Raw genomic sequence first — 15,715 nt, 5'->3', positions numbered from 1 at the left:
GGTCGAAAGGGAGCGATGTCAGTCGATGCATCATGCGCGCGCGGCAGCAAACCGGTAAGCCAAGGATCAGTACAATACGGACAAACTGTATTGAACACGGAGCAGTACAGATGGAAGACACCCGGCAGACAGGAAACCTGGCGCTCACCCGCGTCGAGCAGGTGATGCAGGCATTGCGCGAGCGCATCGCCTCGCGCGCGCTGGCGGCGGGGGCGCGCGTGCCGTCGATCCGCATGACGAGCGAGCAGCTCGGCGTGTCGAAATCGACGGTGGTGGAGGCGTACGAGCGGCTGGTGGCCGAGGGCACGCTGATTGCGCGGCGCGGCTCCGGCTTTTTCGTGGCGGCGCACGCGCTGCCGGGCGCGCTCGGGGCTTGGGGTGCGCCTGGCGCATTCGCGGCGCGCGGGCCCTTGGCCTCGGTCGGCGCGGCGGGCCCGCGCCTCGACCGCGAGATCGACCCGCTATGGCTTACACGCCAGTCACTCGAAACCGATGCGCGCGCGCTGCGGCCGGGCTGCGGCTGGCTGCCCGCATCGTGGCTACCGCAGGAGGCGGTGCGGCGCGCGCTGCGCGCGATCGCACGCGACCCGCACGCCCAGCTCACCGACTATGCGTCGCCGCTCGGCTTGCCGGCGCTGCGCCAGCAACTCGCGTGGCGGCTCGCGCAACACGGCGTGGAGGCCGCGCCCGAGCAGATCGTGCTCACCGACGGCGGCAGCCAGGCGCTCGACCTGCTGTGCCGCTTCCTGCTCGAACCCGGCGACACCGTGGTCGTCGACGACCCGTGCTATTTCAACTTCCAGGCGCTGCTGCGCGTGCATCGCGTGAAGGTCGTGAGCGTGCCGTACACGCCCTCGGGCCCCGATCTCGCGGCGTTCGAGCGCGTGCTGGCCGAGCATCGTCCGCGCCTTTACGTGACTAACTCGGCGATCCACAACCCCACCGGCGCGACGCTCGCGCCCGCTGTTGCGCATCGGCTGCTTAAGCTCGCCGAGGAGCACGACCTGCTGATCGTCGAGGACGACATCTTCGCCGACTTCGAAACCGATCCCGCGCCGCGTCTCGCCGCGTTCGACGGACTCGGGCGCGTGGTGGCCATCGGCAGCTTTTCGAAGACGATGACGGCGGCGGCGCGCTGCGGCTATATCGCGGCGCGCGCGGACTGGATCGAGCCGCTCGTCGACCTGAAGCTGTCGGTGTCGTTCGGCAATGGGGAGCTGGCCGCGGATCTCGTGCAGCGGCTGCTGGTGGACGGCACGTACCGGCGCTATCTGGACGGCTTGCGCGCGAAGCTCGCCGACGCGATGGGCGAGACGCTGCGGCGGCTGGCGGCGGTGGGCGTCACGGCGTGGACGCGCCCGCAGGCGGGCATGCTGATATGGGCGCAATTGCCCGGCGGGCTCGACGCCGCGCGGGTCGCGCGCGAGGCGCTCGCGCACGGCGTGGTGCTCGCGCCGGGCAACGTCTTCAGCGTGTCGCGCAGCGCGGGCGGGTTCTTGCGCTTCAACGTTTCGCAGTGCAATCGGCCGAAGGTCTACGAAACGCTGCAGCGTGCAATGGAGCGGGCCACGGAGACGAAGACCGAGCCCGCTTGAGCTTGCATGAACCGATCAAGGCTCGTGGCGCAGATACCCTTCCTTGCTCGGGTCGCGCATGCGCCACGACACGATCAGCGAGATCGCGCACAGCGCCGTCACGTACCAGTAGAACGTCGACTCGCTGCCGACCGACTTGAACCACAGCGCCACATACTCGGCCGAGCCGCCGAAGATCGCGTTGGCCACCGCGTACGAGAGGCCCACGCCCATCGCGCGCACTTCGGGCGGGAACATCTCCGCCTTGATGAGGCCGCTGATCGACGTATAGAAGCTCACGATCGCGAGCGCGATCACGATGAGCCCGAACGCCGCGTACGGGTTCGACACGTCCTTGAGCGCATGCATGAGCGGCACCGTGCCGAGCACCGAAAGGATGCCGAACAGGATCATCGACATGCGGCGGCCGATCTTGTCGGAGAGCGAACCGAACACCGGCTGCAGCAGCATGTACACGAACAGCGCGGCGGTCATCACGTTGCTGGCGGTTTTCGCGTGCATGCCGGCCGTGTTCACGAGGTACTTCTGCATGTAGGTCGTGAACGTGTAGAAGATCAGCGAGCCGCCCGCGGTGAAGCCCACCACGGTGAGAAACGCGCCCTTGTGCTGCCACACGCCGCGAATCGTGCCCGCGTCTTTCTTGTGGCGCGATTCGTTCGTGGAGGTTTCGTCGAGCGACTTGCGCAGATACAGCGAGACCAGCGCGGCGGCCGCGCCGACCACGAACGGAATGCGCCAGCCCCACGCCTTGAGTTCCGCGGTCGAGAGCGTCTGCTGCAGGATCACCAGCACGAGCAGCGCGCAGAGCTGCCCGCCGATCAGCGTCACGTACTGGAACGAGGCGAAGAAGCCGCGCCGGCCCTTGAGCGCGACCTCACTCATGTAGGTCGCGCTGGTGCCGTATTCGCCGCCCACCGAAAGCCCCTGGAACAGGCGCGCGACGAGCAGCAGCAGCGGTGCGAATGCGCCGATCTGCGCGTAAGTGGGCAGCGCCGCGATCACGAGCGAGCCGCCGCACATCATCAGCACCGAGATCATCATCGCGGCGCGGCGGCCGTGCCGGTCGGCGATGCGGCCGAACAGCCAGCCGCCGATCGGGCGCATCAGGAAGCCCGCCGCGAACACGCCGGCGGTGTTCAGCAACTGGGTCGTGGTGTTGCCGCTCGGGAAGAAGGCGGGCGCGAAATACAGCGCGCAGAACGAGTAGATGTAGAAGTCGAACCACTCGACGAGATTGCCCGAAGATGCGCCGACAATGGCGAGCACACGTCTCCTGGTGTCGTGCGGGTCGTGCACGGCTGGCTCGGTCTTGACGTTCATGAGTTGGTCTTTTCCTGTAAATGCGCTTGGGGTTTTGCCCTTTGGGCACGACGGCTGAGTGAGCGTCGCGTGCGATCGTTGCCATTGCGCGCGTCGCCCTGTCAGGCGTGCGGCTACAGGATTTTAGCCAATCGTAATATTTTTTCCAGAAAACGTAAGCACCGTGCGCCGCATCAAGGATGCTTGCGCAACGGCACGTCGCGCAGCAGCCAGGCCAGCGCGAACGCCAGCACGACCACGCACGCAGCCGAAAAATAGACCGTGTGCAGCGCACCCGCGAAGGCGTCGAGATACTGGGCGCGCACGGTGTCCGGCAGATGATGGATCGCCTCGGGCGTGAGCGGCTGGGGCAGCTCGACGCCGCTCGCGAGCAGGGAAGCAAGGCGCATGCTCCGGCCGTGCGAGAACACCGCGCCGAACGCGGCCACGCCCACCGAGCCACCAATCGAGCGAAACAGCGTCGCGCCCGAGGTGGCCACGCCCATGTGCTTGAACGCGACGGTGTTCTGCACGGCGAGAATCAGCACCTGCATCACCATGCCGAGCCCGCAGCCGAGCAGGCCCATGTAGAGATACATGCGCGCGAGTGGCGTGTCGATGCGTAGTTGCGCGAGCAACATCATCGCGGCGGCCACGAACGCGGTGCCGACAATCGGAAAGATCCGGTACTTGCCGATCTTGCTGATGATCCGGCCCGAGATGATCGACATCGTCAACACCCCGCCCATCATCGGCAACATTTGCATGCCGGCTTCCGAAGGCGTCGAGCCCTTCACCACCTGCAGATAGAGCGGCAGGAAGGTGACCGAGCCGAACAGCGAGACGCCCACAATAAAGCCGATCAGGCTGGAGAGCACGAAGGTGCGCTCGCGAAACAGTTCGAGCGGCATGATGGGCTCGACGGCATGCTTCTCCTCGTGGATGAAACCCGCCACCGACACCACGCCGAGCACGAGCGTGAGCCACAGTTGCGGCGAAGTCCACGGCAGCAGCGAGCCGCCTTCGCTCGTAAAGAGGATCAGGCAGGTGAGGGCGGCGGCGAGCCAGCCTGCGCCCATGTAGTCGATCACATGCTTCACGTGCGCGACGCGCGGCTTGAACACCGCGCCGATCACGGCGAGCGCCACCGCGCCCAGCGGCAGATTGATGTAGAAGATCCAGCGCCACGAGAGGTGTTCGACGAGAAAGCCGCCGAGCAGCGGGCCGACCACTGTGGCGAGGCCGAACACGCCGCCGAACAGGCCCTGATACTTGCCGCGCTGCGCGGGAGAAATGACGTCGCCGATGGCGGCCATCGTCACGACCATGAGGCCGCCGCCGCCCACGCCCTGGAGCGCGCGCAGCGCGATCAACTGCTCCATGTTCTGCGCCACGCCGCACAGGGCGGAGCCGGCGAGGAAAATGACGATGGCCGCCTGCAGCACGATCTTGCGGCCGTACAGGTCGCCGAGCTTGCCGTAGAGCGGCACGACGATGGTGGACGTGAGCAGGTACGCGGTCACGACCCACGAGAGCCGGTCGAGCCCGCCCAGTTCGCCGACGATGGTGGGCAGCGCCGTCGACACGATGGTTTGGTCGAGCGCGGCGAGCAGCATGACGAGCAGCAGCGCGGGAAACAGCAGCCGGATCGGCGGATGCTCCGCGGTCGCGGACTGGACGACATCTTGTGCGGTGTCTTGCATGGGGGATGGCATTGGGAATCTGTGGCTGCGTTCGAACGTGTCGAGGTCAGCTTTCGATCTTGAAATTAATTAACGTGAAGATTAATATTAGGATAATTCTTAACGGTCGTCAAAGACTGAGCACGTGAGTGTAATCCGATGAAAGAGCCTGGATCGCGGGCCGCGTCCCCGCATGCCCATCCATCCCCGGCTGCAATTGGCGACAGGCCCGCTGCCAGTCCTGCTGAAAGCCCCCTCGCCGGCAAGCCCGCGCCGCGCCGGCCGGGCCGCCCGAGCGGCGGCGGGGGCGGCGCCGAGCAGCGCGAGCGGCTGATTGCCGTGGCGCTCGCGCTGTTCGCGCGTCAGGGTATCGTCGATACGTCGCTGGGCGCGATCGCGCGCGAGGCGGGCGTCACGCCCGCGATGGTGCACTATTATTTCAAGACGCGGGACCAGCTCATCGACGTGATTATCGACGAGCGCTTCGTGCCGTTGCGCTCGTCGATGGGCGGCTGGCTCGAAAAAAATCCCGGCGATCCCGTCGCCGCGCTCACGGCGCTCACGCAGCGCTTCGTGGACGTGGCGCAGACGCACCCGTGGTTTGCGCCGCTATGGGTGCGCGAGGTGATCAGCGAGGGCGGTCTGCTGCGTCAGCGCATGCACGAGCGCTATGGCGACGAGCACCAGCGCGCGGCGCACGAAGCCATCGAGCGCTGGCAGCGCGAAGGCAAGCTCAATGCGGCGCTGGAGCCGTCGCTGCTGTTCCAGTCGCTGATGGGGCTCACGCTGCTGCCGCTCGCCACCGCGCACGTGTGGCGCAACGACCTCGTGCCGCGCCGCGTCGGCGCGGAGGAGATCGCGCGTCACGCCGTGGCGCTGATCACGCAGGGCATACGGCCTGCTTAGCCTGGCTGGCCCACGCGGGTGCAACTCATCGCCGCGTAGCCGCATTTGTTTGATCGAGGTCCATTCTGGCTTCCGCACAGTCCGCTCACGCTCCCGTCGTCGTCTGGTTCCGCGACGATCTGCGCCTCGCCGATCAGCCGGCGCTGGCCCATGCGGCCGCCACGGGGCGGCCGCTGATCTGCCTCTATATTCACGATCCTCAGGCGGCCGGCGAACGCGTGCCCGGGGCCGCGGCGCACTGGTGGCTGCACGAAACGCTTGCCGCGCTCGACGCGGCGCTGCGCGAGCGCGGCGGCCGGCTCCTGCTGATGCAAGGCGCCGAGCGCGAGATGCTGGAGGCATGCATCGCGGCGAGCGGCGCGACCGGCGTCTATTGGAACCGCCGCTACGGCGGCGAGGAGCGCGACGGCGATGCCCGCCTGAAGGCGGGGCTGCGCGAGCGCGGGCTGACGGTCGAGAGCTTTAACGCAACGCTGCTCTACGAGCCGTGGACGGTGCTCAACCAGGCCGGTGAACCCTTCCAGGTGTTTTCGGCCTGGTGGCGTGCGTGCCGCCGAGCCGGCGATCCGCCGCCGCCGGCCAGTGCACCGCGACGGTGGAATTTTCAATCGCTACCGGCAGGTCTTGCCCGGCTCGCATCCCCGCTCGACGATCTCGGCCTTGCGCCGCGCAAGCCCGACTGGGCCGGGGGCCTGCGTGAAGCATGGCCGGCGGGCGAGGAGGCCGCGCTCGAACGTCTGCGCGCGTTTTTCTCCGACGATTTCGAGGCCTACGCAAGCGAGCGCGACGCGCCGGATCTCGCGGCAACCAGCCGCCTGTCGCCGTATTTGTGCGTGGGTGCGCTCTCTGCGCGCCAGCTGTATGCGGCGCTGCGGGCCGGGCAATACGATGGCGCGGCGGGCTCGCCCGGGCGCCGCGAGGCCAGCGCGGAAAAATTCGCCAGCGAGCTGGGATGGCGGGAGTTCTGCTACTACCAGCGCTACCACTATCCCGATCTGGCACGACGCAACCTGCGTCCGGCATTCGACGCCATGCCCTGGCGCCGCGATGCCCGCGGCCTGCGCGCGTGGCAGCGCGGCCTGACGGGCTATCCGTTCATCGACGCCGGCATGCGCGAGCTATGGCGCACCGGCTGGATGCACAACCGCGTGCGCATGGTGGCCGCTTCGTTCGCGACCAAGCATCTGCTGCTGGACTGGCGCGCAGGCGAGCAGTGGTTCTGGGACACCCTCGTCGATGCCGACCCGGCCAGCAATCCGGCCAACTGGCAATGGGTTGCCGGCTCGGGCATCGACGCCGCGCCTTACTTTCGCATCTTCAACCCCGTATTGCAGGGCCAGAAGTTCGACCCGAGCGGCGCGTACGTCAGGAAATGGGTGCCCGAGCTGGCGTCGTTGCCCGACCGGCTGATCCATCAGCCCTGGAAGGCGAGCGCGCAAGAGCTGGAGGCGGCCGGCGTGCGGCTTGGCGTGGATTATCCGCATCCGTTGGTTGCGCATGAGGCGGCCCGCGAGCGGGCGCTCGAGGCGTTCGCGAGAACCGGCAAGGCGCAAGGCAAACCGGCGCGGTTGTCATCGGCGTGACGCCTGCTGCGGCTATCGTGCGCGGCACGGGGTTGAACGCGCGGCATCGGGATTGCTCTAATTGGGCAATCGGGCAGGTTGCCCGTAGTGTGTTGCCCGCTGCGAACCGCGCGCCTCATTGCACCCATTGCGCCGCGCGGCAAGCGAAACAGACAGAACGGCACTCAAGCAAACACAATGAACGCAGTACACAAGCTCGACCAGACGACCATCGTGCTGGTCGAAGACGACCCGCAAAGCCGGGACTCCCTGACCTCGCTGCTGGAGTCCGAAGGGGCCAGGGTCGTGGCGGTGGAGGACGCGGAAACGGGTATCGAAGCGGCGCTGAGCCTGCTGCCCGACGCCGTGGTCTGCGATCTGGATCTGCCCGCGATGGACGGCTTCTACCTGATCCAGCGCCTGCGCGATCACGAGATCCGCGGCGATCATGCCCCGGTTGTGGCGGTGGCGCTCACGGGCCACACCGACGAAAGCTGGCGTCTGCGCAGCATCGGCGAGGGCTTTCAGCATTTCATGACCAAGCCGGCTCGGCCTGAGGCGCTGGTGGCGCTGCTGAGCGACGCGATCGACGCGCGCCAGATGCCCTGACAAGCGTCTTTGCGGTGCCGGGAGGTTGTGCCCCGCGCCGCTCGGCGTTGCTCTGCTCAGTCGCTCAGTGTTGTTTCAGGCTCAGGGCTGTGCGGCCTGCGTGCCTTCGGCGGCCGTTTCGGCAGGCGCCGCGTCGGCGGTCTGGCATTGCGCGCAGACACCCTTGAGCTCGATGCCGTCACCGGAGAGCCGGTAGCCCGCGGCTTCTATCTGCGCGACCAGCGCCTGGCGCAGCTTGGGCTCGTGCAGCTCCGTGACGTTGCCGCATTGCTGGCAGACCACGAGAATGCCGTGCTGGCACTGCGTGAGGTCGTGGCAGACGGCAAACGCATTGATCGACTCGATGCGGTGAATGAGTCCCGCCGAAAGCAGAAAGTCGAGTGCGCGATAAACCGTGGGCGGCGCCGACCCAGGATGGATCTGGCGCATTTCGTCGAGCAGCGAATAGGCTTTGGTCGCGCGGCCCGAGGCGAGCAGCAGTTCGAGCACCTTGCGGCGGATCGGCGTGAGTTTCTCGCCGCGCTCGCGGCAGTAGGTCTCGGCCATCGCAAGCGCGCTTTCGAGCGATGCGCCTGCAATACCCGCAATCCCGCCCGCAACCCCGTTTACGCCGCCCGCACCCTGACCGAGCGCCTCGTGAGCGCGATCGTGATCGTGCGGATGATCATGCGCGTGGCCGTGTGAGGCCGTGGCGCCGAGGGACGGTTTAGCTGTCTTCATGCTGCGATTATACGGGGCGCGTCGCGCGTGCGCCGGCGCGCCCGAAGACGGCTCAGGTCAGCGGCAGGTCGATGTACTTGCGAAAGCCCTGGCGCTGCGCGAGGCGCTGATACCAGCGCTCGAGATTCGGCAGCGCGGGCCGCTCGATGCCTTCGAGTCCGAACCAGCGCCGCGCGTACGCGCCCAGCACGATGTCGGCGAGTGAGAAGCGCTCGTGCTCGAGGAAGAAGCGGCCTTGCAGATGGTGGTCGAGCAGCGTCCACAGCACGGCCACGTTCTGCACATCGGCTTCGATCTTCGCGGGGTCGCGCTTTTCGGGCGGAGTGCGCACGAGCGCGAGAAAGAGCGGCCGCTCGGCGGGCGCGAGCGTGCCGAGCGACCAGTCGAGCCAGCGCTCGATCGAGGCGCGCACTTTCGGGTCGGTGGGGTAGAGCAGGCTCGAGGGGCCGTATTCCATCGCCAGATAACGCACGATCGCGTTCGATTCCCACAGCACGAAATTGCCGTCCGCGAGGGTCGGGATCTTGCCGTTCGGATTCATCGCGAGGTAGGACGGGTCGTCGAGATGGCCGAACTGGCCGCCCGCGTCGATACGTTCGAACGGCAGCACGAGTTCGTCGCAACACCACAGCACTTTCTGGACGTTTACCGAATTGGCGCGTCCCCAGATCTTGATCATCCGGCGCTCTCTCCTTTGCAGCAAAGATAGCAACGATACACGATCCGGGCCGGCTTTTTACACATGCGCCTCGGCGCGCATCCGTAGAATAGCCGCTGCACGCCCCGCCGATCCCCAACCCAACCCGATTCGACTCGACTCGACGAGAACCGCCCATGGCTCGCATTGTCCCCGACGACTGGCAGCATCTGGAAGCGACCGGCGCGGCCGCGCGCGAACGCGAGACGCTCGCGCTGCTCGAACGCGGCCTGCCCGCTGGCTACACCGTTTATCACGGCGTGCACTGGACGCGCCTCGTGGAAGGATTCTCCGTGTTCGGCGAAGCGGACTTCGTGATCGTGAGCCCGTCCGGGCGCGCGCTGATCGTCGAGCAAAAGACCGGTTTCCTGCGCGAGACGAAAAACGGTCTCGTGAAGGCGTATCTGCAAACCGAGCGCAATGTCGCGGTCGGGCTCGCACGTACGGTGGAGCGATTGCACCGGCGCTTCACGGCTGCTTTCGGCGCGGGCAACTACGGTCTCGAAGAACTCTTTTACTGTCCCGACCATGTGGTGCGCGAGCCGGCGATCGCGGGCGTGCAGCCTTCGCGCATCGTCGACGCCACGCGCAAGTCGCAGCTCGCGGCCATCGTGCGCGAGGCGCTCCCGGCCGACGAGCCGCGCCTGCCGAGCGCCGCGAAGATCCATCACTTTCTCGCCGACGAACTCTCGCTCACCCCCGACGCCAGCGCGCTGGTGGGCGCGGCCGGCACGCTCGTCACGCGTCTCGCGGGCGGGCTCGCCAGTTGGGCACGGCGTCTCGAGTTCGAGCCGTTTCGCCTGCGCGTGATTGGCACGGCGGGCTCCGGCAAGACGCAGCTCGCGCTGCAGGTGATGAAGGACGCCGTGGCGCGCAGCGCGCGCACGCTCTATGTGTGCTTCAACCGGCCGCTCGCCGACCACATCGCCAAGGTCGCGCCGCCTGAGGCGAAAGTGGCCAACTACCATCAGCTATGCGACTGGGTTTCGCGCGACAGCGGCCACGTGCCCGACTTCGAGGGCACGCATGTCTTCGACGATCTCGAGCGGCGTTTCGCTCAGGCGCCCGTCGACGCGCGCTGGCAGTTCGACGTGGTGATCGTCGACGAGGGGCAGGATTTCCAGCCAGCATGGGTCGATGCGCTTGCGCGGCTGTTGCGCCCAGGCGCGGCGTGGTGGTGGCTCGAAGACCCGCTGCAGAACCTCTATGTGCGCGAGCCTGTGGCCTTGCCCGGCTGGACCGTGCTGCGCGAGACCACCAATTACCGCAGTCCGCGCGACATCCTCGCGTTCTTGCGCGAGGCGGCGGGCGAGGCCGCGCCCGCGCTCGCGCAACTGGTCGCGGGTAGCCCGTTCGACGGTTCCGAGGTCACGTTCGCGGTGTGGGACGAGCGCGCCGTGGAGGGCGCCGCCGGCGCGCAGGAGAGCGCGGTGGTGGCGGCGACCAAGCGCGCCATTACGCAAGCGCTCTCGCTCGGCTTTCGCAAGCAGGACATCGTGGTGCTGTCGTTCCGGGGCCGCGAGCACTCGCACTTCACGGCGCTCGATCATCTGGGACCGCATCGGCTGCGCAGTTTCACGGGGCAATACGACCTGTTCGGCAATCCGCGGTATCGCGACGGCGATGTGCTGCTCGATTCCATCTATCGCTTCAAGGGGCAGTCGGCGCCGTGCGTGATTCTCACCGATGTCGACTTCGAGACGCTCGACGAGCGCACCGCGCGCAAGCTGTTCGTGGGCGCGACGCGGGCGACCATGAAGCTGATCGTGGTGGCCTCGGCGCGCGCCGCGCGGGCGATGGGGCATGACCCAGCCGCGGCGGCAGCGTCCGGCGAGCGTGCCGTGCCGGGCATAAAGCGAGAAGGGCGTGAGGGGCGCGAGGGGCGGCCGCAATAGCGGCGCGGGAGAAACCGGCAGCGGACGAAAGCGGGAAGGAGCCGGGAGGCCAGCGGGAAGCAAGCGGGAAGCCAGCGGAACTACGCGCGCTTCAACTCCAGGCCGAAGCGCCGATTAGCGTGCCCGCTCGCGCCGACGCGTTCCACCAGATCACGCGCAACAGCGGCGCGAGCCGCGCGATATAGATGGCCTGCACCGGATCGCTTTCGATGAAATGCGTCACGCCGCAGCGCACCGCCGCGGCGGCCTTGTGCTCGGCTGCGCCCGAGGGCGTCTCGTCGTGCTCGCCTGGGGCGCGCATCATCAGCTCCAGATGTCCGAAGCCGTGCCGGTCGAGCCACGCCTGGGTGCGCTCGCGGTCGATCTCGGGGCGTCCCGTGATGATTGCGCGCGCCCGCTTCAGGTCGATGTCGGGGATGCGCTCGAGCGGCAGCAGCGCATCGCGCTCGGCGAGCGCCGCCTCGAGATCCTCGTCGTAGCGCGAGAGCGGAATGTCGGGCAGGAGAATGCCGTCGAGGTCGATGGCGTAGATCGTGTAGTCGTGATCGTCGGCCATGCCGGTGCCCTCGCGCGCGCTGGTGCGCGCCCAGTCGGCCCGGTAGCGGTCGGTGTAGGCCTGGCGTTCCCACGGGAACAGTGCGAAATACCCGCTCGCGTCGATCGAATAGTCGGGGCGCAGGCGGCTCAGGTCGTCATAGGCGCCCGTGAGCGTGCGCACCACGAGGCCGTGCTCGCGCAGGAACGCAATGCAGTCGACGAGCGTGTGGCCGCGTCCGGCGATGTCCTCGCATACCAGCACTTTCGAGCCGGGCTCGGGCATGGGCAGCGTGGAGTCCCAGCGCACTTCGCGGGTTTCGCGCGAGTAGCGCAGGAACGCGACGTTCGCGCCGGTTGCGTGCGAGACCATCAGCGCGAGCGGCGCGCCGCCACGCAGGATGCCGACGACGGCGGCGAAATCCTCCTCGATCAGCAACGGCTGCAGCGATTCGACCCAATGGTCGAGCTGTTCGTAGGTGAGCGGGACGACGGGTTTGTTCATGGGCGAGACAGCTATGGCTGGATCAATGTTTGACGATATTATGCCTATGCTGGCCAGCTCATGCAGACCGGCACGGTGCGGGCCGAGCGAAGGCGGAAGCGGGCGCAAGCGGGGGAACGCAGGCGCAAGCGCGCGAAGGGCCGGATCGTAAAACTATCGCATGACCGCGCCATGAATTTGCGCAAGGGGAGCAAGAGCAATGCAGGAACCCGTTGCCGGGCAAGACAGCTGGCAAGAACTTTGGCAACAGCGCAGGCAAGAGCGCAAGCAAGAAGGCCGGCCCGCATCCCGCGAGCGCCGTCGCTTCACGGCCGCGCTCGCGGGATGGCTGGCGGTTGCCGCCGCACCGGTTCCCCGGCTTGCGCTGGCGGCCCGGGACGGCTCGCTCCAGCTCGACGTGAACGGCGAAGTGCGCACGACCAACAACGCCGCGCACACGGCCTATCACTTCAGCGCCGATGCGCTGCTCAAGCTGCCGCCGCATTCGATCGTGACGTCCACCACCTGGACGCCGCGCGCCACTTTCACGGGCCCGCTGCTTTCCGACGTGCTCGGCGCCGTGGGCGCGTATGGCAGCGAGATCGAGATCCACACCATCGACGACTACACCTGCGTCGTGCCCGTCTCCGACGCCGCACGCTTCGGCGCGGTGCTGGCCTACGAGATGAACGGCCAGCGCCTGAAGGTGAGCAATTTCGGCCCGCTGTTCCTGGTCTATCCGCGCGACCAGTACCCGCAGGAGCTCGACGGCGCGGCGGGCGACGCCAAGTTCGCCTGGCAGATCGTTTCGATGACCATCAAGCAGTGAGAAGGTGATGCGACGTCCGTTGCGGCGCATGCTGCATGTGTTGATCTGGATTGCCGCGCTGGCGCCGCCGGTGGTGGCGGTGGGCTACCTGCTCTACGCGAACCTGCTCAATCCCAACGTGGTGCAGCGCCTGACCGGCAATTACGACGGCCTCTACTGGGATGCCGCGCAGATGCAGATCGCCTACGCGCGCTTCGAGAGCCAGTTGCTGATCTACGCCGATGGCCTCGACCGCGACCTCGACAAGGTGCGGCTGCGCTACGAAGTCCTGCAATCCAAGCTCAACGTGATGAAGGGCTCGACGCGCGAGCTCGCGGGCAAGGCCGACCTCATGCGGCGCCAGCACGACGATCTTGCTGCGATCGATGCCGCCATTGAGCCGTTCGACGCCGAGATCGACACGCTCGCCGAGAACCCCGAGCGCGCCGTGCCCATACTGATGGCGCTCGACACGCACTGGACCCAGGTGACCGATCTCGCGCTGAACCGGCGCTTTGCCGACGTCACCGAGCGCGAAGACCTCCGGCGCGACTTCATCGCGAAGCGCCGCGATCTGTTCGCAGCCGGGCTCGTGCTGCTGATGCTGTCGGCTGCGGCGGCGGTGCTGCTAGTTTTGAACGGCTACCGCCGCACGCGCCTGATCCGGCAGCAGCACGCGGCGCTCGAGGCGGAAGCCCAGGCGAGCCGCGCCGCGCGCGAGGCGAGCATGGCCAAGGACGCGTTCCTCGGCATGATCAGCCACGAATTGCGCACGCCGCTCCATGCGATCGTGTCGTCGATCGAGCTGCTCGGTTTCAACTCGCACTCCGAGGCGGACAGCAAGGTGATTCAGCGGCTCGAAACCGCCGCGCGCCAGCTCGAAGCGCAAATGAAGGACCTGACCGACTACGCGCGCCTTGGCGCAGGCAAGCTCGAATTGCGTCAGGAAGCGTTCGATGTGCGCGAGCTTCTGCAGTCGATCGTCGACGAAAACGAGCAGGCCGCGTTCGCTCGCGGACTTGCGTTCGAACACGCCTGTCACGGCCCGCATCAGGCGCTAGTGGCCGACCCGCACCGGATTCGCCAGATCGCCAACAATCTTGTGACCAATGCGATCCGCTATACCGAGCGCGGCTCGGTGCGCATCGAGTTCGTCACCGGCGGTGCGTCGCCCGACGGCATGCCGCCCAGCGTAGCGACGCGCGCACAAATGTTGGCGATCATCGTGAGCGACACCGGGCCGGGCGTATCAGCCGCGCAGATCCCGCTCATCTTCAAGGAGTTCACGCAGCTCGACACCTCGCGCTCGCGCCGCTACGAAGGGGCCGGCATGGGGCTCGCGATCGTGCGCGGGCTCGTCGACCTGTTCGGCGGCACGATCGACACCGATAGCCGGGTGGGCAGGGGCACGACCTTCACGGTGATGATTCCCGTTGCGGCGGTCACGGCGCCGCTAGCCGAAGTGGCCGCGCCGCAACCTCATGACAAGGCGCAGCAGCAGGTGCTGGTGGTGGACGACAACCCGCTCGTGCGCGAGTCGCTCTGCGAGATGGTTGCGCACATGGGCTACGCGGCGCTCGCCGCCGCCGACACGGACAGCGCGCTGGCCCGCCTCGACGAGGCGCAGTGCGAAGTCGTGCTGCTCGATCTGCACATGCCAGGGCGCGACGGCTACGCATTCGTGGCCGAGCTGCAAGCGCGCGAGGGTGCGGGGGAGGGCGAAGGCGAAAGCGAAAGGATAAGCAGCGGCGAGCGCACGCGCGTGATCGCCGTGAGCGCCGACGTAGCCGCACTCGCGGCCACCGCCGCCGACAGCAGCAATCCGTTCTTCGACTTGCTGCCCAAGCCGGTGCACTACGAAGTGCTGCGCAAGACGCTGCTGCGCGCGTTCAATGCGCGACGCTTACCGGGCGTAGCGGGAGCCGCGAGCGCGGCCGGCCAGCCAATGCGGCAGACGCAGCGGCCGGCGCAGGATGTATCAGCCGAAGGTATGGGCCGAGGCGTCAGACTCGATTGAGCCGCTTGGAAAGATCGGCGACGAGAATCGCCATGCGCGCGGGTTTTTCGTAGCACGCCACGTTGTAGTGGCGCACCACCTGGCTGATCTCCGACTCGCTTGCCTTGCCCGTCAGCAGCTCGCCCGTGAGCACGAAGATGGGCGCGTCGGGGTTCTCGGAGGCGCGCACCTGGCGGATGGCATCGGCGGAAGTCTGGCTGCCGAACAGCCAGTCGATCACCACGCCGTCGAACACGTTCTGCTCCAGCGCCTGCTCGAACGCGGCGAGGCCGTACAGCGCGTGCGCCGCATAGCCGCTGTGCTCGAGATAGTCGCGCAGGTTGTCGGCGGAGGCCTGGTCGTCGTCCACCACGGCGATGAGCGGCTTGTCGGACTCGGCGCGGCGCGGGTAGATCTCGATCTTGTGCACTTCGCGGGCGTTCTGGTACAGCGCGCCGTCGGGGCGCACCACGCGCCACTGGCCCTGCTTCTCGTAGGCGACGAAGTCCGGGCGGCTGCCCGGCTCCACGGGCGCGCCAATCCAGGCCGTGCAGGCGAGCTCCACGGCGCTCACGCACAACAGCGCTTCCTGCGCGCTCGCGCCCACCGTGCCGGGGTCGAGCAGTTGCGCGCCGAACAGTTGCCCGGCGGGCTCGTCGAACGCTTCGGCTACTTTTTTGATTTGCGCGAGCGTCCACGGGCTGTTGCCGCGCAGTTTGCGGTGCCCTTGCGAAAAGCTCAGCTCGAGAATCCGGCACAGCTCCGTCGTTTGCTGACGTTTGCCGATGCCATGGCGGCTCATCAACTCGCGGACGCGTTCCGCGACTGCGGCCGAGTCGGTTGAATGTTCAACGTTCGACATGCTGCAAATGGGGGGATCGAGGGTCGGTTGGGGCTAATTATCTCGTGTCGCGACGCTGCGCCAAGA

At 67.4% G+C, this 15,715-nt stretch carries 13 protein-coding genes; 7 read left to right on the top strand and 6 right to left on the bottom strand.

Annotated elements, in window-relative coordinates; translation table 11 throughout:
• Positions 1-110: 110 nt before the first annotated feature.
• Complete coding sequence (locus HV773_RS22630) at positions 111-1,595, top strand: aminotransferase-like domain-containing protein (RefSeq protein WP_175196765.1); 1,485 nt, start codon at positions 111-113, stop codon at positions 1,593-1,595.
• Positions 1,596-1,610: 15 nt separating this feature from the next.
• Here the strand turns inward: HV773_RS22630 and HV773_RS22625 are convergent, their stop codons facing one another.
• Complete coding sequence (locus HV773_RS22625) at positions 1,611-2,915, bottom strand: MFS family transporter (RefSeq protein WP_175196764.1); 1,305 nt, start codon at positions 2,913-2,915, stop codon at positions 1,611-1,613.
• Positions 2,916-3,088: 173 nt separating this feature from the next.
• The gene (locus HV773_RS22620) at positions 3,089-4,597 is read right to left on the bottom strand and encodes an MDR family MFS transporter (RefSeq protein WP_246282363.1); all 1,509 of its coding nucleotides are present in this window, start codon (positions 4,595-4,597) and stop codon (positions 3,089-3,091) included.
• 138 nt (positions 4,598-4,735) lie between these two features.
• Here HV773_RS22620 and HV773_RS22615 point away from each other — a divergent pair, with 138 nt between their 5' ends.
• From HV773_RS22615 to HV773_RS22605, 3 genes are all read left to right on the top strand, one after another.
• On the top strand, positions 4,736-5,482 hold the full coding sequence (locus HV773_RS22615; RefSeq protein ID WP_175196762.1) for a TetR/AcrR family transcriptional regulator: 747 nt from the start codon (positions 4,736-4,738) through the stop codon (positions 5,480-5,482).
• 62 nt (positions 5,483-5,544) lie between these two features.
• A complete protein-coding gene (locus tag HV773_RS22610) occupies positions 5,545-7,065 on the top strand; it encodes a cryptochrome/photolyase family protein (protein WP_175196816.1) in 1,521 nt (506 codons plus the stop codon).
• A gap of 177 nt (positions 7,066-7,242) precedes the next feature.
• On the top strand, positions 7,243-7,653 hold the full coding sequence (locus HV773_RS22605; RefSeq protein ID WP_035533084.1) for a response regulator: 411 nt from the start codon (positions 7,243-7,245) through the stop codon (positions 7,651-7,653).
• An 81-nt stretch (positions 7,654-7,734) separates the two neighbouring features.
• Here the strand turns inward: HV773_RS22605 and HV773_RS22600 are convergent, their stop codons facing one another.
• Positions 7,735-8,373, bottom strand: a complete 639-nt coding sequence (locus HV773_RS22600) for a Fur family transcriptional regulator (RefSeq protein ID WP_175196761.1) — start codon at positions 8,371-8,373, stop codon at positions 7,735-7,737.
• A 52-nt stretch (positions 8,374-8,425) separates the two neighbouring features.
• Entirely contained in the window at positions 8,426-9,052 is a 627-nt protein-coding gene (locus HV773_RS22595) for a glutathione S-transferase family protein (RefSeq protein WP_175196760.1), read from the bottom strand.
• A gap of 155 nt (positions 9,053-9,207) precedes the next feature.
• Between HV773_RS22595 and HV773_RS22590 the strand changes: the two genes are divergently transcribed.
• Positions 9,208-10,965 (top strand): ATP-binding domain-containing protein, encoded by a 1,758-nt coding sequence (locus HV773_RS22590; protein WP_175196759.1) that lies wholly within the window; start codon positions 9,208-9,210, stop codon positions 10,963-10,965.
• 91 nt (positions 10,966-11,056) lie between these two features.
• Here HV773_RS22590 and HV773_RS22585 read toward each other — a convergent pair whose 3' ends face one another.
• Complete coding sequence (locus tag HV773_RS22585; protein ID WP_175196758.1) at positions 11,057-12,004, bottom strand: phosphoribosyltransferase; 948 nt, start codon at positions 12,002-12,004, stop codon at positions 11,057-11,059.
• 199 nt (positions 12,005-12,203) lie between these two features.
• On the opposite strand from HV773_RS22585, the gene HV773_RS22580 reads away from it, so the two are divergent.
• Positions 12,204-12,812, top strand: a complete 609-nt coding sequence (locus HV773_RS22580; protein WP_175196757.1) for a putative pterin-binding protein — start codon at positions 12,204-12,206, stop codon at positions 12,810-12,812.
• Between the two features lie 7 nt (positions 12,813-12,819).
• Positions 12,820-14,808 (top strand): ATP-binding response regulator, encoded by a 1,989-nt coding sequence (locus tag HV773_RS22575; RefSeq protein ID WP_175196756.1) that lies wholly within the window; start codon positions 12,820-12,822, stop codon positions 14,806-14,808.
• On the opposite strand, the gene HV773_RS22570 is transcribed toward HV773_RS22575, so the two are convergent.
• A complete protein-coding gene (locus HV773_RS22570; protein ID WP_175196755.1) occupies positions 14,795-15,649 on the bottom strand; it encodes a helix-turn-helix domain-containing protein in 855 nt (284 codons plus the stop codon). The two genes, HV773_RS22575 and HV773_RS22570, sit on opposite strands and share 14 nt — an antisense overlap.
• Positions 15,650-15,715 lie beyond the last annotated feature (66 nt).

It is taken from the genome of Paraburkholderia caffeinitolerans (assembly GCF_902859945.1).
Classification (GTDB): Bacteria; Pseudomonadota; Gammaproteobacteria; order Burkholderiales; family Burkholderiaceae; genus Paraburkholderia; species Paraburkholderia caffeinitolerans.
The sequence above is the reverse complement of the archived record's forward strand: the minus strand, read 5'-3'. Positions and strand labels throughout refer to the sequence as shown.